This is a genomic window from Carbonicoccus niuqiaonis (assembly GCF_050157065.1).
Classification (GTDB): Bacteria; Actinomycetota; Actinomycetes; order Propionibacteriales; family Propionibacteriaceae; genus Avipropionibacterium.
In genome coordinates this window covers 1,878,855-1,896,451 of the sequence record NZ_CP189573.1, presented here as the reverse complement: position 1 = coordinate 1,896,451, position 17,597 = coordinate 1,878,855, and the positions used below count along the sequence as shown (strand labels likewise).

The 17,597-nt window shown below is 70.0% G+C and carries 18 protein-coding genes; 9 read left to right on the top strand and 9 right to left on the bottom strand.

Annotated features, from left to right (window positions below; translation table 11 throughout):
- Positions 1-92: 92 nt before the first annotated feature.
- Positions 93-1,232, top strand: coding sequence for a thermonuclease family protein (locus tag ACQBAU_RS08630; protein WP_465255944.1), 1,140 nt, complete (start codon positions 93-95; stop codon positions 1,230-1,232).
- A 3-nt stretch (positions 1,233-1,235) separates the two neighbouring features.
- Here the strand turns inward: ACQBAU_RS08630 and ACQBAU_RS08625 are convergent, their stop codons facing one another.
- Positions 1,236-2,918 (bottom strand): NAD-binding protein, encoded by a 1,683-nt coding sequence (locus tag ACQBAU_RS08625; protein ID WP_465255943.1) that lies wholly within the window; start codon positions 2,916-2,918, stop codon positions 1,236-1,238.
- Between the two features lie 47 nt (positions 2,919-2,965).
- Between ACQBAU_RS08625 and ACQBAU_RS08620 the strand changes: the two genes are divergently transcribed.
- Entirely contained in the window at positions 2,966-3,682 is a 717-nt protein-coding gene (locus tag ACQBAU_RS08620) for a hypothetical protein (RefSeq protein WP_465255942.1), read from the top strand.
- A 7-nt stretch (positions 3,683-3,689) separates the two neighbouring features.
- Here ACQBAU_RS08620 and ACQBAU_RS08615 read toward each other — a convergent pair whose 3' ends face one another.
- The 6 genes from ACQBAU_RS08615 to ACQBAU_RS08590 all read right to left on the bottom strand — a co-directional run bounded on the left by ACQBAU_RS08615 (position 3,690) and on the right by ACQBAU_RS08590 (position 9,076).
- A complete protein-coding gene (locus ACQBAU_RS08615; protein WP_465255941.1) occupies positions 3,690-5,384 on the bottom strand; it encodes an acyl-CoA mutase large subunit family protein in 1,695 nt (564 codons plus the stop codon).
- Between the two features lie 156 nt (positions 5,385-5,540).
- On the bottom strand, positions 5,541-6,053 hold the full coding sequence (locus ACQBAU_RS08610; protein WP_434550342.1) for a MarR family winged helix-turn-helix transcriptional regulator: 513 nt from the start codon (positions 6,051-6,053) through the stop codon (positions 5,541-5,543).
- Complete coding sequence (locus ACQBAU_RS08605) at positions 6,050-6,616, bottom strand: PH domain-containing protein (protein ID WP_465255940.1); 567 nt, start codon at positions 6,614-6,616, stop codon at positions 6,050-6,052. The genes ACQBAU_RS08610 and ACQBAU_RS08605 overlap by 4 nt, the downstream gene beginning before the upstream one ends.
- Positions 6,613-6,777: a hypothetical protein gene (locus tag ACQBAU_RS08600; RefSeq protein ID WP_434550344.1), complete on the bottom strand. Its 165-nt coding sequence runs from the start codon at positions 6,775-6,777 to the stop codon at positions 6,613-6,615. The genes ACQBAU_RS08605 and ACQBAU_RS08600 overlap by 4 nt, the downstream gene beginning before the upstream one ends.
- Before the next feature lie 87 nt (positions 6,778-6,864).
- A complete protein-coding gene (gene meaB / locus ACQBAU_RS08595) occupies positions 6,865-7,830 on the bottom strand; it encodes a methylmalonyl Co-A mutase-associated GTPase MeaB (RefSeq protein ID WP_465255939.1) in 966 nt (321 codons plus the stop codon).
- 13 nt (positions 7,831-7,843) lie between these two features.
- A complete protein-coding gene (locus ACQBAU_RS08590) occupies positions 7,844-9,076 on the bottom strand; it encodes an acetyl-CoA C-acyltransferase (RefSeq protein WP_465255938.1) in 1,233 nt (410 codons plus the stop codon).
- Between the two features lie 93 nt (positions 9,077-9,169).
- On the opposite strand from ACQBAU_RS08590, the gene mce reads away from it, so the two are divergent.
- From mce to ACQBAU_RS08575, 3 genes are all read left to right on the top strand, one after another.
- A complete protein-coding gene (gene mce, locus ACQBAU_RS08585) occupies positions 9,170-9,604 on the top strand; it encodes a methylmalonyl-CoA epimerase (RefSeq protein WP_465255937.1) in 435 nt (144 codons plus the stop codon).
- A 63-nt stretch (positions 9,605-9,667) separates the two neighbouring features.
- Complete coding sequence (locus ACQBAU_RS08580) at positions 9,668-10,966, top strand: DivIVA domain-containing protein (protein WP_465255936.1); 1,299 nt, start codon at positions 9,668-9,670, stop codon at positions 10,964-10,966.
- Positions 10,963-12,165: an AI-2E family transporter gene (locus tag ACQBAU_RS08575; protein ID WP_465255935.1), complete on the top strand. Its 1,203-nt coding sequence runs from the start codon at positions 10,963-10,965 to the stop codon at positions 12,163-12,165. Before ACQBAU_RS08580 ends, ACQBAU_RS08575 begins: the two co-directional genes overlap by 4 nt.
- Positions 12,166-12,195: 30 nt before the next feature.
- Here the strand turns inward: ACQBAU_RS08575 and nucS are convergent, their stop codons facing one another.
- On the bottom strand, positions 12,196-12,903 hold the full coding sequence (gene nucS, locus ACQBAU_RS08570) for an endonuclease NucS (protein ID WP_434550350.1): 708 nt from the start codon (positions 12,901-12,903) through the stop codon (positions 12,196-12,198).
- 52 nt (positions 12,904-12,955) lie between these two features.
- On the opposite strand from nucS, the gene ACQBAU_RS08565 reads away from it, so the two are divergent.
- From ACQBAU_RS08565 to ACQBAU_RS08550, 4 genes are read left to right on the top strand one after another with little or no spacing between them, the layout of a single operon-like run.
- On the top strand, positions 12,956-14,146 hold the full coding sequence (locus tag ACQBAU_RS08565; RefSeq protein WP_465255934.1) for a 3-hydroxyacyl-CoA dehydrogenase: 1,191 nt from the start codon (positions 12,956-12,958) through the stop codon (positions 14,144-14,146).
- 2 nt (positions 14,147-14,148) lie between these two features.
- The gene (locus tag ACQBAU_RS08560) at positions 14,149-14,964 is read left to right on the top strand and encodes an alpha/beta fold hydrolase (protein ID WP_465255933.1); all 816 of its coding nucleotides are present in this window, start codon (positions 14,149-14,151) and stop codon (positions 14,962-14,964) included.
- Positions 14,965-14,966: 2 nt separating this feature from the next.
- Positions 14,967-16,184, top strand: coding sequence for a sensor histidine kinase (locus ACQBAU_RS08555; RefSeq protein WP_465255932.1), 1,218 nt, complete (start codon positions 14,967-14,969; stop codon positions 16,182-16,184).
- A complete protein-coding gene (locus ACQBAU_RS08550; RefSeq protein ID WP_434550354.1) occupies positions 16,177-16,827 on the top strand; it encodes a response regulator in 651 nt (216 codons plus the stop codon). Before ACQBAU_RS08555 ends, ACQBAU_RS08550 begins: the two co-directional genes overlap by 8 nt.
- Before the next feature lie 41 nt (positions 16,828-16,868).
- Here the strand turns inward: ACQBAU_RS08550 and ACQBAU_RS08545 are convergent, their stop codons facing one another.
- The gene (locus tag ACQBAU_RS08545) at positions 16,869-17,570 is read right to left on the bottom strand and encodes a peptidylprolyl isomerase (RefSeq protein ID WP_465255931.1); all 702 of its coding nucleotides are present in this window, start codon (positions 17,568-17,570) and stop codon (positions 16,869-16,871) included.
- Positions 17,571-17,597: the final 27 nt, after the last annotated feature.

The following is a 17,597-nucleotide window of genomic DNA, read 5'->3' as shown; positions in this document are numbered from 1 at the left end:
TCTGTCGGGACAGTCCCCTTCTGTCGTTCGTGACCTCTATGATCCAACCGGATCGCTCAGGCAGAGCTCAGGGACGTGACATCGGGGGCGTCGTGAGGGTGAAGCAGGACTGGGTCGGCATGGTGGCCATGCTGTTGATCATGGTCACCGGGTGTGGGCCGGAGGGCGTGGCCCAGGGCACGTTCCCGGAGGCAGACCGAACCCGCGCGGCGGTCGTGGTCCGCGTGGTCGACGGCGACACCTTCGACGCCACGATCGACGGCAAACTGGAACGCATTCGGCTGCTGAACGTCGACACTCCGGAAATGACGGATCCGAACGGTGCACCCGAATGCCTCGCGCCGGAAGCCACCCGTTTCCTGGAGCGGCGCCTGGCCAAGGGCGAGACCGTGAGACTGCAGCACGATCTCGAGCATCGCGATCGATACGGCCGCCTGCTCGCAGGTGTGTATGCCGACGGAAGTCTGATCAACGAGGACATCGCACGGGCAGGCCTCGGGGTGGCAGTGGCGTTTGAGCCCAACCGTCGCTACTACGCCCGAGTGCTGGCAGCCCAACACGAGGCCGCCGAAGCTGCCAAGAGGCTCCATTCAGCCACGGTCGCCTGTACGCTTCCGGGCCAGGTGGCCGCCGTGACCTCCGACCTGGAATCGCTGGCCACCATGAACCCGACGGACCTGCCCGGGGTCAGCAGTGCACTGGTGACCGCGGCGGCGGCCCTCGTCGTATCCGAGGCCCTCGAAGTGGCGCTCGACACCCGTCGGCACACCCACAGTCTGTTCGCGTCCGCTTATGGAACGGCTGAACGGGCCGCATGGGCCACGACGATCCGCCAGGCTCGCACATCCGCAGAGGTGCACCACACCCGTTTCGTCGATCTGGAAGTGCAGTTGCGTGAAGTAGAAGAGCGACGCATGGCCGAAGAGCGACGCAAGGCCGAGGAGGCACGCAAGGCGAGGGAGGCACAGGAGGCTGCTGCCCGGAAGGCGCAGCAGGAGGCAGCCCAGCGCAAGGCCGCCGAAGAGCACGCCCGGCAACAGGCGAAGAGGCGTGCAGCCGCCCCGCCCAAGCAGGCTCCATCCCAGCAGACTCGACGCAAGGCGACCCAGCCGAAGAAGAGCCAGCCGAAGCAGACCCAGGCCCCCAAGTCGTCGACCAAGCAGAACCCCTACCCCGGCTACACCGGGCCCCGGTGCTATGCGCCGGGCGGCAAGACCTGGAAGCCCTGCTGACGGCTACAGCTGATCGCTGGCCGAGGCCCGCTCGCCCTGCGCCTGGTCCTCGGCGCCGTGGTTGATCAGCTGGAGTACGCCCGACAGTCCGGTCCGGGAGGCAACGACAGCCAGCGTGTCCCCCGCGGCCAGGGTCCGCTGGGGTGCGAGCTCCGTCCGCGCCCAGGACCACCGCCGGTCGCCGCCGCGGATCGCCAACACGGTGACCTGTCCGGGTACGGCCAGCTCACCCAACGGCAGGCCCACCGCAGGCGAGCCGGGCTGGACCCGGAGTTCACTGAACGACAGCACCCGTCGACCGACCGGGAACGTCGTCTCCTTGGGACGCCCACCCGCCGCCGCGGCGAAGGCCGGTGCCGCCAGCATGGACACGCTTCGGGTGGCGCCCAACGCGACGCGACGTTCCACCCGGTCTGCCAGGTCGTGGTCGAACAGCCGGGTGACCACCCGGACGTCGGCCCGCGCATCCTTCGCGGCCAACCCGATCTCGAGGTTGGCACCGTCGTCGTCGGTGACGGCGAGAACGGCAGCCGCTTCCGACACCCCGGCGGTCTCGAGCGCCGTCAGGTCGCTGCCCTCGGCGATCACGACGGGCACCTTCAGCCGTCGGGCCCGTCGCACGCCCACGGCGTCCTCGTCCAACTCGATCGCGACGACCGGTACGTCACGCTCCACCAGCCGCGACACCACCGACATGCCGACCCGGCCCAGGCCGATCACGATCACGTGGCCACGGGGCTTGCCACGGACACCTCCGGTCAGCGCCGCCAACCGCGAGGAGATCAACACGTCAAGGATGACGGCCGTGACACCCGACGACAGCACCAGTCCGAACAACGCGATCACCACCGCCCCGATCCGCCAGATCACCGGCAGGTCGGAGTAGTCGCCCGGCCCGCCGGTCGCGGTGGATGCCGTCAACGCGTAGAAGAACGCCGTCAGCCAGTCGAGCCCGGTCGCCTTGAAGTAGAGCACGCTGACCACGATCAGCACCACGATGCCCAGCACGACCCAACGCGCCTTGCTGTCGAACACGTGGGTGACGACACCGCGCAGTCCGGACCGACGGATCGGTACTCCGGGCCCACCATCGCCGACCAGCTTCGTGCCCAACACCACGTCGGCCTCACCGTCGGGCAACAGTCCGTCGGGGCCGCTGCGCCGGGTGTCGGCCAACCGCGCCAGCCGTTCCCCGCCGACGCGAGCCTGCGGTCCGGCGACCACCAGTCGGCCGGCCAGCTCGAAGGTGGTCACCTCGTCGGTGGCCAGTGCGGCCGACACGAACGACGGCGCGGCCAGCTCGGCGCTCGACATCACCGTGACGTCACCGAGCAACGCCGGAAGCCGTTCGCCGAGCCGAGGGTTGCCCAGCTCCAGGATGAGCCGGGTCGCCGGGCTGAGCTCCTCCACCGCCAGTGCGGTCCTGATCATCTCGACGTCGTCGTCACCGAAGATCACCGCTGCCCGGGCAGTGTCGATCCGGGCGTCGACCAGCGCCTCCTCCCCCACCCGACGGACCTGGAGCACCTCGGCACCCAACCGCTCCATGTCCAGCACAAGATCCGGATCACCGTTGAGCGGGACGATCATGACCACCGTCTCGCCCGAATGACTCAACTCCCCCACCAGACGTTGTGCGGTGCTGTTGCCGCCGATCACGACGACATGGCTGGCCTCGGTTGTCACGGCGACATGGTACGGGTCTGGCAGCAGTCGGACCTCACGAACGCATAATGGTGACAGCAACCCGCCGAGTGAAGGACGCCGTGCAACCCGAGACCCGTGACGTGTACACCGTGCACTACAACGCCCATGAACTGGCGAAGCCGATGAAGAACACCGCCGTCATGTACACCGCAGTGGCCGTCCTGTGGTTGCTGCTCGCGCTGGGCACCACGATCTTCCCGCTCGTCCTCGGCATCTCCCTGCCGCTGTACCTGATGATCATCTTCCCTGCCATCGCGGTGGTGTGGGGCGTACTCACCGTGATGACCTGGCGCAACCTGCGGGCGGCCAAGAACGCCACGGTCGCCCTGGAACTCGACCAGCACGGGATCACCCACCACAGTCCGACCGCGTCGACGATGAAGCGGATCCCGTGGTCCGAGTCGCAGATCAGCTGGGGCGACTGGCTCGGCCGACCGGTCTTCAAGTTCGGCAAGGCCATCCGTGGCCAGATGCTCGCGACCTCCATGCTGCAGGTGGCGCCGGTCGAGCTGCACCAGGTGATCACGAACCTGCGCGGCACCCCGCCGACCGGCGCGCCCCCACAGGCAGCGCCCCCGCACGGGATGCCGCCTCACGGGATGCCCCCGCAGGCACCGCCGCACCAGCTTCCGCCTCAGCAGGCCCCACCCCAGCAGGGCCCGTACCAGCAGGGCACGTACCCACAGGATCCCTACCAGCAACAGCCCCCGCCGCCGCGGACTCCCGGACCCGACCTCCGCTGAGCCGGACTCAGAAGTTGCCGGGCTCGGACCACTCCCCCCACACCTCGCGCAGCACCTGGCACATCTCGCCCAGCGTGGCCTCGGCCCGGGCGGCCGCCAGCAGCGGCGGCACCATGTTCGCCGTTCCTCGGGCGGCCTCGGCGACGTCGGCGAGCGCCGTTCGTACGGCATCGTCGTCGCGGGTGGCACGACGCTCGGCCAATACCCGACGTTGCTCGGTCTCGACCTCCTGGCCGACGCGCAGGATCTCCAGCTCACCGGTGACCGTCGAGTTGTGGGCGTTCACCCCGACGACGTGCTTGCGCCCGGCTTCCAGGTCGGCCTGCTGTCGGTACGCCGACTCGGCGATCTCGCCGGTGAACCAGCCGTTCTCGATGCCGGCCAACAGCCCCGAGGTGATCGGACCGATGTGGTGCTCGCGGCCCTCGCCCATCGCCTCGATCCGGGCGAAGACCTCCTCGGCCCCGGCCTCCATCCGGTCGGTCAGCTCCTCGACGTACCACGAACCCCCCAACGGGTCGATCACGTTCGCCACCCCGGTCTCGGCGGCGATCACCTGCTGGGTCCGCAGCGCGATCTCGGCCGACCGCTCGGTGGGCAGTGCCAACGTCTCGTCCAGCGCATTGGTGTGCAGCGAGTTCGTTCCACCCAGCACGGCGGCCATCGCCTCCACCGCCGTCCGCACCACGTTGTTGTACGGCTGCTGTGCGGTCAGCGACACCCCCGCGGTCTGGGTGTGGAACCGCAACCACTGGGCCCGGGGATCCGTTGCACCGAAGCGATCCCGCATCCAGCGCGCCCAGATCCGCCGGGCCGCGCGGAACTTCGCGATCTCCTCGAAGAAGTCGACGTGGGCGTCGAAGAAGAAGCTCAGCCCGGGTGCGAACACGTTCACGTCCAACCCCCGCGACAGCCCGAGTTCGACGTAGCCGAACCCGTCGGCCAGGGTGAACGCCAACTCCTGCAGGGCCGTCGAGCCGGCCTCGCGGATGTGGTAGCCCGACACGCTCAACGGCTTGTACGAGGGCAGGTTCGCCGTGGTGTACGCCATCAGGTCGCCGATCAGCCGCAGGTGCGGCTCTGGGGCGAACAGCCACTCCTTCTGCGCGATGTACTCCTTGAAGATGTCGGTCTGCAACGTCCCGTCCAGGGTGGCCGGGTCGACCCCCGCACGCTCGGCCGCCACCACGTACATGCAGAAGATCGGCACCGCCGGACCCGAGATCGTCATCGACGTGGTGACCTGCCCCAGGTCGATCCCGGCGAACAGCACCTCCATGTCGGCCGCCGAGTCGATCGCCACCCCGCAGTGGCCGACCTCACCCAGGCTGATCTCCTCGTCGGAGTCGCGTCCCATCAGCGTCGGCATGTCGAACGCGACGCTGAGCCCGCCCCCACCTTTGTCCAGGATCATCCGGTAGCGCTCGTTCGTCTGCGCGGCATTGCCGAACCCGGCGAACTGCCGGATCGTCCACGGCCGGCCGCGGTAGCCGGTCGCGTGCAGCCCACGGGTGAACGGGAACTCGCCGGGCCAGCCGATCCGCGCCATCCGCTCATCGGCCGACTCGTCGGCGGGCCCGTAGACCGGGTCGACCTCCTCGCCGGACAGCGTGGTGAAGTCGGCCCGCCGTACCCGGCCGGCCCGTTCGGCCTCGTCGTAGGCGCGCTGCCACCGCGCTCGTCCGGTCTCGGGAGGTGTCATGCAACAAATACTAGGACGCCCTAGCTTTTGAGACCAGTCGATCACTGGTCTCCTCGAACGTCAGCCCATCGGAGCCGGGCGACCCGCCGGCATGCCGCGGCCTCGGAACACGCCGCGGCCTCGGAACACGCCGGGCCTCAGGGACACCCCGCGGCCTCAGAAGTCGCCGGCCGCGGCCCGTGGATGGCGCAACAGCGCGCTCAACGAACGGGCGTCGTCCTCCGACAGCGACCCGAGCGCGAACTGCACCTCGGTGATCGCCTCGGTCGCCTCGGCCAGCAGCTCTCGTCCCCGCGGGGTGATCGAGGCCAGCACCGTACGACCGTCGTCGGGGTGGGCGGACCGCTCGATCAGCCCGGCGTCGGCCAGCCGACGCACCAGTGAGGTGACCGAGGTGGCGTGCACCTGCAACCGCTCACCGATCTTGCCCAACGGCAGTTCGCCGTGCCGGGTGAACGAGAGCAGCACCAACACCTCGTACCGGGCGAAGGTCAGCCCCAACGGCCGCAGCAGCTCGTCCAGCTCGGACAGCACCAGCTGATGCACCCGCATCAGTGAGGTGACCGCGTGCATCCTGGTGGCCTCGGGATAGTGCTCGGCCCAGCGTCGGGACGCCTCGTCGACCGGGTCGAACGGGAGTGCGCGGCGGCCGTGGTCGGCAGGACTCACATTCCGTCCCCTCGACCCATCTGGGCCGATCGTCGGATGCCGGACCGCTGGATCACTCGCTGGATGGTGAGGTCCCGCTCGTCGGGGCGGCCGACGAACCTGATGTCGCGCAACCCCTGGTCCTGCGCTGCTGACTCGAACACGAAGTGACCGTAACCGAACACGCGCCCGATGAACGGCTTGTGCACCGCGATGTCGAGGATCCGCTGCATCGGCATGGTCGCCAGGTGCTGGCTGAAGATGCCGTGCACCCGGAACACCCGCATGTTGGTGATCACGAACCGGTCCATGTGGACCTCGAGGATCCGGAAACCGGCATGAGCGGCCAGTCCGAGGGCGACCGCCAACGGGACCCAGAAGTAGTCGGCCTCCAGGAACAACATCATGAACAGCACCAGCACCGACACCACGAGCTCGATGATCGGGACGATCACCGCCATCCAGTGCCGTCGTACCTCGTCGATGATGATCTCGCCCTCGTCGGCGATCAGGTGGCGAGTGACCTGTGGGTCGGCGAGCCGGTCCAGCCAGCCCTCCCCGACCGGCCGCCCGGGCTCGGTCATCCCACCAGGGATTCGAAGAACGTGAACAGGGACCCCACCCCGTTGACGATGGCGTCCAGCACGCCGCGGACCGCCGAAGCCGAGTCCTCCGGCCGGGAGACGACGTAGAAGAGGGCGAACAGCACCACGGCTGCAACCAAGATCTTCTTCACGTACCGCATCCGGGAGTCCTTTCCTTGGCGGAAGCGTTCGACGGCAGCGCATGACTCCGCGTACGCCCCGTGTCTACACGACCGTGAAGCCGACTGTCACGCACCCGCGCCGAGACGGTCCAACATGAGACGCGACGCGGCATACGGATCGAGACTACCGACTGCGACGGCTTCGGCAAGCTCATCGAGCAGCGCGCCGTCGGCCGGTACCTTCGTTCGACGGCGCACCTCGGCCAGCACCAACGCCTCCACCTCGTGCCGGGCCCGCGCGCGACGCCGTACCTGCCACGCTCCGGTCCCCTCCTGATGGGCCCGGTGCCGTTCGATCTGGTGCCACAGCTCCTCGATGCCCTCGCGGCTGGTCGCGGTGGTCGTGACGATCGGCGGCTTCCACGCGTCGGCACCCCAACTGCCCAGCGCGATCGAGTTGCGCAGGTCACGGATCAGCGGCTGCACCCCGTCCCGGTCGGCCTTGTTGACCACGAAGACGTCGCCGACCTCCAGCAGTCCGGCCTTGGCGGCCTGGACGTGGTCGCCGGCACCGGGGGCGACCAGCACACAGGTCGTGTCGCACAGCCCGGCGATCTCGACCTCGGACTGGCCCACCCCGACGGTCTCGACCAGCACCACGTCGCGCCCCGCGGCCGCCAGCACCGAGACCGCCATCGGTGCCGCGGCGGCCAGGCCGCCGAGGTGACCCCGGGTCGCCATCGAGCGGATGATCACGCCCGGGTCGCCGGTGTGGTCCTGCATCCGGATCCGGTCGCCCAGCAGGGCCCCGCCGCTGAACGGTGAGGACGGGTCGACCGCCAGCACCCCGACGGTCAGCTCCCGACTCCGCAGCTCCCGCACCAGTGCGTCGGTGGTGGTCGACTTGCCCACCCCCGGCGAACCGGTCAGCCCGATCACGTGGGCGCCCGCCGAGGCGGAGGCGAGCCCGGCGACGAGTTCGGGCAACCGGGGCGACTCGTTCTCGACCAGGCTGATCGCCCGCGCCACCGCCCGCGGCGCGGCACGCCGCACCCCGGCCACCAGGTCGTCGATCGATGCGAATCCCCTCATGCGAACAGCACGATCAGGCCGACAACAGCAGTGCGTCGCCCTGACCGCCACCGCCACACAGGGCCGCCACCGCCGTACCGGCCCCACGCCGCGACAGCTCCATCGCCAGGTGCAGTACCAGCCGGGCGCCCGAGGCGCCGATCGGGTGGCCGAGCGCGATCGCCCCGCCGTGCACGTTGACCCGCTCGTCGGCCTGTTCGGCGGTGAGTCCCAGCGCCCGCGCACTGGCGATGCCGACGTGGGCGAACGCCTCGTTGATCTCGATCAGGTCGAGGTCGCCGGGCTCGATGCCGGCCCGCTCGCAGGCCCGCCGGATCGCGTTGGCCGGTTGCCGCTGCAGCGACGAGTCGGGGCCGGCGACCTGGCCGTACGCGCCGATGTGCGCCAGCACCGGCAGCCCCCATTCGGCGGCCCGGGCCGCCGACACCACCACCAGGGCGGCGGCACCGTCGGTGATCGGGCTGGAGCTGGCCGCGGTGATCGAACCGTCGGGGGTGAAGGCCGGGCGCAGCTTGGCCAGCCCCTCGACGGTCGAGTCGGGTCGGATCCCCTCGTCGGTGTCGATCACCAGGTCGTCGCCCCTGCGCTGCGGGATGCGGACCTCGGTGATCTCCGCGGCGAAGGTGCCGTCGGCCGCCGCCGCCGCGGCGCGACGGTGTGACCGTACGGCGAAGGCGTCGGCCTCGGCGCGGCTGACGTGGTCGTCGCCGACGTTGTGGGCCTCGGTCAGCGCGCCCATCGACTGCTCGGTGAACACGTCGGACAGGCCGTCATGGGCCATGTGGTCGAGCATCGTGACGTCGCCGTACTTGTGTCCGCTGCGCGAGGTGGTGAGCAGGTGCGGGGCGAGGCTCATCGACTCCATCCCGCCGGCGACCACCACCTCGGCCTCCCCACTGCGGATCAGCTGGTCGGCCATCGCGACCGCCGCCAGCCCGGACAGGCACACCTTGTTGATCGTGATCGCGGGGACGTCCATCCCGATCCCACCCGCGACGGCCGCCTGGCGTGCGGTGATCTGGCCGGCCCCGGCCTGCAGCACCTGCCCCATCACGACCTGGTCGACCCTGTCCGCCGGAACCCCGGAGCGGGCCAGTGCACCAGCGATGGCGCGGCCGCCCAGTTCGGTCGCCGGGACGGTGCCCAGTTGGCCCAGCAGTCGGCCCATCGGGGTCCGGGCCCCACCGACGATGACCGATCCCCCGGCGCTGACCGATCCCGCACCGCCTGACCTCGGAGCTGTCATCGCGGGCCCCCTTTCGACGTGCCTGACGGCACCCGTTGCGTTTCGGTTCAGCCTAACGGCTGGGTCGGCGCAGGCCAGTGAAAGGCTGGGGCCATGCCGAACGACCTGCTCGAGCTCGACCACGTGGGGATCGCCGTGGCCGACCTGACCGCCGCCGTCGCCTTCCACACCGAGGTGTTGGGGCTCCGGGTGGAACTCACCGAGACCAACGACGAGCAGCACGTCACCGAGGTGATGCTCACCCCGGCCGAGGGCGGCACCCGGATCCAGCTGCTGGAGCCGACCGACCCAGCCTCGGCGATCGCGCAGTTCCTGCAGCGGTCGGGACCCGGCCTGCACCACATCGCCTACCGGGTCGCCGACGTGGTGGCGACCGCGGCCCGACTGCAGGCCGAGGGCCGTCGGGTGCTGTACCCGCACCCCCGCCACGGAACGGCGGGGAGCCTGATCAACTTCGTCCATCCGCGTGACACCGGCGGCGTCCTGCTGGAGCTCGTACAGCCCCGATCACTGGATCGGCCGGGCTAACCTGTGCCAGAAGGAACAACCGCGCCGCACCTGCGCCCGGCGTACGAACCGAAGGGAACTGCCATGTCCGACGAATCCGGCCTCACCCTCTTCGAGGACAACGCCAGCGTCGCGGGCAGCTTTCCCCGGGCCGCGATGGGTGGCTACCAGCGCCAGTCGGTCGACGAATACCTGAGGGCACAGGAGCACGAGCTCACCCGGTCCCGGCGTCGGGTGCACGAGCTGGAGCGTGAGATCGAGGAGCTCCGGGCGGAGCTCGCGGAGCGGCCGGCCTCGGTGGAGGACCTCGACTTCTCCCAGCTGGGCGGCTACAGCGCCCAGATGCTCGGGCTGGCCCGCGACCAGGCGCAGGAGATGACTGACGAGGCCCGCCGCGAGGCGATGCGGATCCGTGGTGAGGCCAAGCGCGACGCCACCCGGCTGCTGCACGCGGCGGAGACCGAGGCCGCCGACGCCCGCCAGCTGGGGTTGACCGAGGTGGGTGAGCTCCGGGCTCGACTCGACCGCGACACCACCGGCGAGGTGGCCCGGGCCCGCGAGGAGTCGGCGGCACTGATCGCCGCCGCGCAGCGGGAGGCCGAGATCGTACGGCTTCGCGCGCGGCAGGAGGCGGCCTCCATCACCGAGCAGGCCCGACTCGCCGCCGAGCAGACGGTCGCCACCGCCACCCGGCAGGCCAACGAACTGCGGGCGACGCTGGCGCAGGAGCGCGAGCAGGCGATCACCGACCTGCGTACCGAGCAGGAGCAGCACCGGGAGAAGACGTCCGCGCTGCTCGACGAGGCGACACAGCACCACCAGGCCGCCCAGGACCGGCTGGCCAACGACGTCGCCGAGGCCGCCCGGATCCGCAACGCGGCGCTGAGCGAGGCCGAGCAGCTGAAGGTCCAGTCGCTGCGCGAGACCGAGGAGCGGCTGGCGATCACGCGCCGGCAGTCGCAACTCGCCCAGGAGCGGGCGGAGGAGAGCTTCGGCCGCCGCAAGGACGAGATGCGCTCCGAGCTGGAGAAGCTGCACCGCCGGCGACAGATGATGTTGGTGCAGCTCACCCAACTGACCGAGCACGCCCGCGGCGCGATCAGCGGGTACGAGGGCGACGACAGCACGCTCGAGGCCATGATGGCCGAGATCGACGAGGCCACCACGTCGCCGGCCACCGAGAACGGCAGCGAACCGGCAGCGGCCGCACCACCCACGACCCCGCAGTCGCAGGCCACACCGGCCTCGGCCCCCGAACCCTCGACCGCCGGGGCACCGCAGCAGTCCCGGCCCGAGGAACAGCAGCGCCCCGAGAAACAGCAGCGCCCTGAGGAAGAGGAACCGACGATCGTGATGCCCAGAGCGGTCGGGGACGGTCAGTGACCGATACCCCTGCGGGGTCCGCACCCGCCGACGACGGCGATGACGCCGTCGCCGCCCCCACCGAAGCCCCAGCCCCCGCCGAACCCCCAGCGCCCAGCGAGGCCGGTGGGGGCTCCCACGCACTGGGCAGCCGGCCGAAGCACCGCGACCCCCACCGCCGGATCCTGCCGCTGCACCACCGGTCCCCGTTCGGGATCGGGTTCATGGCGACCCTCGGTGCGGTGCTGGCGTTGGCCCTGGCCCAGACCGCCGCCATCGCCCAGCCGGTGCTGGTGCTGATCATGCTCGCGCTCTTCATCGCCTTGGGCCTGAGCCCGATCGTCAGCTGGGTCACCCGGCTCGGCGCACCGCGCTGGCTGGGGGTTGCCGGCGTGGTCGCGATCGCCATCGGCTTCGTCGCCCTTGCCCTGTGGGCGATCGTGCCACTGGCGACCCGACAGCTCAGCACGTTGATCACCGACGGGCCGGCGCTGATCGAGTCGACCCGGAACCACCCGGTGATCCGTGACCTCGACGCGCGCTTCCAGTTCATCAACAAGGCCGCCGACTTCCTGGCCTCCCCCGACCTGGTGAACCAACTGTTCGGCGGGGTGCTCGGCGCCGGTCAGGTGTTGATCAATACCTTGGTCTCGGGTGTCACGCTCACCGTGCTGACGATCTACTTCCTGGCCTCGTTGCCGTCGATCAAGAAGGCGATCTACGGCCTGTCGCCGCGGAGCCGCCGGGAGCGGATGCGCTACCTGGCCGACGAGATCTTCGACAAGGTCGGGTCGTACCTCAGCGGCCTGTTCATCATCGTCACCCTGGCCGGCACCTGTTCGTTCGTGATGTTGATGTTGAACGGCCTGGGCGAGTACGCCCTCGCGCTGGCGGTGGTGGTGGCGATGTTGACCTTCATCCCGCTGGTGGGTCCGACGATTGGCATGGTGATCGTCACCACCGTGGCCTTCATCAACTCCCCGACCCAGGGCATCATCGCGCTGGTCTACTACATCCTCTACACCCAGACCGAGGCCTACCTGATCTACCCCCGGGTGATGTCCCGCTCGGTCGACGTCCCCGGGGTGGTCACGATCACCGCCGCCCTGCTGGGCGGCACCCTGCTCGGCATCGTGGGCGCGCTGATCGCCGTCCCGATCGCAGCGGTCGTCCTGCTGCTGTGGCGCGAAGTGCTGGTCCCCAAGCTCGAGGGCACCTGACGGCTCGGGGCACCGGAGTCACCGAGCCGCTCAGAACAGCCGGTCCTCGGCGTCGTCGAGGCCCCGCAGTGCGTCGTAGTCGACGACCACGCAGTCGATCCCGCGATCGGTGGCCAGCACCTTGGCCTGCGGCTTGATCACCTGTGCGGCGAACACACCCTTCACCTCACCCAACAACGGATCGCGGCGCATCAGCTCCAGGTAGCGGGTCAGCTGTTCCACCCCGTCGATCTCGCCACGCCGCTTCACCTCGACCGCCACGTACGCACCGGAGTCGTCACGCAGCAGCAGGTCGACCGGACCGATCGCGGTCATGTGCTCGCGTCGGATGATGCTCCACCCGGCACCGAAGGTCTCCGGATTGGCCGCCAGCAGCTCCTGCAGGTGTGCCTCCACCCCGTCCTTGCGCAGCCCCGGGTCGACCCCGAGCTCGTGGCTGGAGTCGTGCATGATCTCGGCGATGCTGATCTGCAGGGTGTCACCGTCGCGCCCGGTCACCTCCCACACCCGCTCCAGCTCCACGTCACCGTCGGCGACCTGCGCCTCGTCGGCGGTCGGCTCCCGCTCGGCCAGCGTGCACGGCGGGCTCATCCAGTTGAGCGGCTTGTAGGCCCGGTCGTCGGCATGGATCGAGACCGACCCGTCGGCCTTGACCAGGATCAGCCGCGGTGCCATCGGGAGGTGGGCGGTGAGCCTGCCGGCATAGTCGACCTGACACCGGGCGATCACCAAACGCATGGCCGCCACCGTAGCCCAGTCGGGCCCACCGACCGAATGAGAGACTGCACGGGTGGACGAACAAGCGAAGCAGCCAGTTGCGGTGATCGGCCTCGGCACCATGGGTGCCGGCATCGCCGAGGTGTACGCCCGCGGCGGCCACCGGGTGATCGGCATCGATCGGGACGAGACCGCCGTGTCACGCGGCCGGACGATCATCGCACGGTCGACCGACCGGGCGGTCGAACGCGGCAAGCTCAGCTCCGACGACCGGGACGCCCTGGTGGACCGGATCGAGTGGCACACCGATCTCGCCGCGGCCGCCGACGCCGCCCTGGTGGTGGAGGCCGCCTTCGAGGACATCACGGTGAAGCGGGACATCTTCACCCGGCTGGCCGACGTCGTCGGCCCCGAGACGGTGCTGGCGACCAACACCTCGTCGCTGTCGGTCACCGAACTCGCCGCCGCCACCACCGATCCGTCCCGGGTGGTCGGGGTCCACTTCTTCAACCCGGCCCCGGTGCAGCAGCTGGTGGAGATCATCTCCACCGTGCACACCGACCCGGCCGTACGGGACCGGCTCGCCGAAACCCTGCACCAGTTGGGAAAGACCACGATCGGCTGTGGCGACCGGGCCGGGTTCGTGGTCAACCGACTGCTGATCGGGTACCTCAACCGGGCGATCACGCTGTACGGCAACGGGTACGCCCGGCGCGACGAGATCGACCACGCCATGGTCGAGGGGGCGGGGTACCCGATGGGCCCGTTCGCGCTCTGCGACCTGGTGGGACTCGAGGTCACCCTGGCGGTGGTGGAGCGGATCTGGGACGAGACCCGCGACCGGGCGGACGCGCCCGCGCCGTTGTTGCGCCAACTGGTCGCCGCCGGCCGCCACGGCCGCAAGTCCGGCCGCGGTTTCCACCCCCACGACGGCTCCGACGCCGCGGAGCCGGGCCCCGAACCGTTGCGCAACCGTCGCGACGAGTTCCCCGACCTGTTGGTGCTGCCGTACCTGAACGAGGCCCTCCGGATGGTGGAGCAGGGGTACGCCAGCAGTGCCGACATCGACACCGGGATGAGCCTGGGCTGTCGGATGCCGAAGCCGTTCGACCAGCTCGCCGAGCTCGGGCCGGCAGCCGTGCTGGCCGGACAACGAGCGATCCACGCCGAGACCGGTGAGGCCTCCCACCTCCCCTGCCGGCTGCTCGTCGAGCTCGGAGAGGCCGCCGAACCCACCGCCGCCCTCGCCGAACTGCGGAGTTGATCATGATGGAACTGCACCACCTCTCGTACGGGACCTCCGGGCCGCGGATCGTGTTCTGTCATGGTCTGCTCGGCCAGGGCCGCAACTTCACCACCGTCGCCAAGGCGCTGGCCGACGACCACCGCTGCCTGCTGTTCGACCTGCCCAACCACGGCCGGTCGCCGTGGACCGAGCACTTCGACTACGCCGAGATCGCCGAGATCGTGGCCGACCAGTTGGTCGGCGACGCGGCCGACCCCGAACCATCGATCGTCGTCGGGCACTCCCTCGGCGGCAAGGTGGCGATGCGGTTGGCGCTGAACCACCCCGAGCTGGTCAGCCGGCTGTGCGTGGTGGACATGTCTCCGGTGACCTACGACAGTGCCTCCGACCTGGGCGGGTACGTGTCGGCGCTGCTGTCGCTGGACCTGGCCACCCTGTCCGACCGGGCCACCGCCGACGCCCTGCTCACCGACGAGGTCCCCGACCCGACCGTCCGGGGCTTCCTGCTGCAGAACCTCAGGCAGGACCGGGGACGGTGGTTCTTCCAACCGAACCTGGAGCTGTTCGACCGCGAGATGGCTGCGGTCACCGGCTGGGAGCCGGTGTCGACGACGTACGACGGCCCGGTGCTGTGGGTGGCCGGCGCCAACTCGGACTACGTCACCGACGCGTACGAACCGGCGATGCGCGAGCTCTTCCCGACCACCCGACTGGTGCGGGTGAAGAACGCCGGGCACTGGGTGCACAGCGAACAGCCCGAGGTGTTCACCCAGATCCTCGCCTTCTTCGCCCGCCAGCAGGCGCGGACCGACGGCGATCCCCCAGCCGGAGGTTGATCATGGTCGGGTCCCGCTCGGTGATGATGCTGCGGATGATCATCATCGTGCTGCACGTGTCGATGGTCGTGCTGGTGCTGCTCGCCGGGGCCCGCTTCATGCTCACCCCCGACCACGACGGGTGGCGGCTGGCGGTCGGGATCTTCGACGGGCTGGCGATCCTGGGGGCCTACCTGTTCGGGATGGCGCCGGCGACCCGTGATCCCGCGCGGGTCGTGACCGCCCGGGTCTGGCTGGGCGTGGTCGTCCTGCTGTGGGTGCTCGGCCTGGTGATCACCGCCGACTACGCCTGGGTGGCGTTCCCGTTGTTCTTCTGGCACCTGCAGCTGTTGCGGCGTCGCCACGCCATCGTGGCGATCGCGGTGATGACGGTCGTGGTGGTCCTCGCCCCGGTGGTGCACCAGCGTCCGTTGGAGGTCGGCTCGGTGCTGGGTCCGGTGATCGGTGCACTCTTCGCCCTCGGGGCCGGGATGGTGTTCGCGGTGATGTCCACCGAGCTCGAGCAGCATCGCGAGGCGCTGGCGGAGTTGGCGCGGACCCGCGGTGAGCTCGCGGCCGCCCAGCACGAGGCGGGCCGGACCTCGGAACGCGAAAGGCTGTCCCGCGAGATCCACGACACGCTGTCGCAGGGGTTCTCCAGCATCGTGCTGTTGAGCCGGGCCGCCGACACCGCGCTCCGGGCCCCGACCGACCTCGACCGGGCCGCAACCCTAGTCGGGCAGGTGGAACAGGTGGCCGGCGACGGGCTCGCCGAGGCCCGTCGCTTCGTCTCCGAGCTCGCACCGGTCGCGTTGGAGTCGGGCCTGGACGCGGCGCTGCAGCAGGTCGCCGACCGGGCGATCGAACAGGCCCGGGTGTCGGGCCGGGAGCTGTCGGTCATGATCAACAACGGTGCGGCCGACCTGCCCGATCCGCTGGCGACCGTGGTGCTGCGGGCGACCCAGGTCGCCACCTCGAACGCCGTCCGGCATGCCCGCGCCGAGACGGTGGTGATCACGGTGGACCGGACCGACGACGCGGTGTTGTTGGACGTCCACGACGACGGTCGGGGCTACGAACCGCAGCGGACACCGTACGGCTTCGGGTTGTCGGGACTGCAGCGTCGACTCGCCGCCGTCGGCGGCACCCTGACGGTGCAGTCCGCGCCCGGCGAGGGCACCCTGGTCTCGGTGCAGGCACCACTGACCACCGCGAATGAGGGAGATGATGATCATGAATGAGCCGGACGGCCCGGCTCCGGCCGTGTTGCGGCTGATGCTGGTCGACGACCACCCGGTGGTCCGGCGTGGCCTGCGCGCGGTGTTCGACGACCAACCGGACGTACGGGTGGTCGCCGAGGCGGCCGACGGTGCCGAGGCGATCACGGTGCTCAACACCGTCACCGTCGACGTGATCCTGATGGACCTGCAGATGTCGGGGATGGACGGCGTCGCCACCACCCGGGCGCTGCAGGACCTGCCCGGATCCCCACCGGTGCTGGTGTTGACCACCTACGACGCCGACGTCGACATCCTGGCCGCCCTGGACGCCGGCGCGAAGGGCTACCTGCTCAAGGACGCCCGCAGTGAGGTGATCATCGCCGCCGCCCGCCGCGCGGCCGACGGCAAGCTCGCGCTGTCGCCCGACCTCGCGGCCCGGGTGCAACGCCACCGGGAGAACACCACCGCGCTGTCCCCCCGGCAGATCGAGATCTGCCGCGCGCTCGCCGAGGGGCTGACCAACAAGCAGATCGCGCAGCGGCTGTTCATCTCCGAGGCGACGGTCAAGACGCACCTGGTGCACATCTTCGACAAGCTCGGGGTCGACAACCGCACCTCGGCGATCGCCGAGGCCGACCGGCGACGCCTGCTCAGTCGACGCTGAACCGGGCCGGGCGACGCTGGCCCGTCAGGCGGCGTGGTGGGTCAGGCGGGGGTGACGGTCTCGATGTGGGCGGGGTTGTTCGGCTTGCCGCTGCCGTCGGGGTAGGCGCCGTTCTGGCCCTCGGCGGCGATCCGCGCGACGACACCGATCGACTCGGCGTCCATCGTGCCGAAGACGGTGTAGTTCGGCGGCAGCTGCGAATCCTCGTACACCAGGAAGAACTGGGATCCGTTGGTGTCCTCACCGGCGTTGGCCATCGCGACCGTGCCGGCGGGGTAGGTCATGTCGGGGGTCGTCTCGTCGGCGAACGAGTAGCCCGGGCCACCACTGCCGGACCCGGTCGGATCGCCGCACTGCAACATGAACAACCCGCTGTCGGACAGCCGGTGGCACGAGGTGTCGTCGTAGAACTTCTGCTGTACCAGGGATGCGAACGAGTTGATCGTGCACGGGGTCTTCTCGCGGTCCATCGTGATCTTCACCGAGCCTTCGTTGGTGTTGATGGTGAAGGTCGCGGTGCCGGTGTGCTCCACGTTCTGCATCGGGGGCAGGTCAACCGGACGACTCGCGTTGTCGGTCTGGACGTACTCGCACTCACCGGGGTTGGCCGACTCCTCACTGGACGAGACCCGAGGGCTGGTCGCGATCCGGTCGTCCGGCCCGGTCCGCGGTGGGCTGGAGACCCCACAACCGGTGGCGACCAACAGGACCGGGAACACGATGGCGAGAATCAGCTTGCGCACCGCCCAAGCCTGCCACACCGGCTCGGG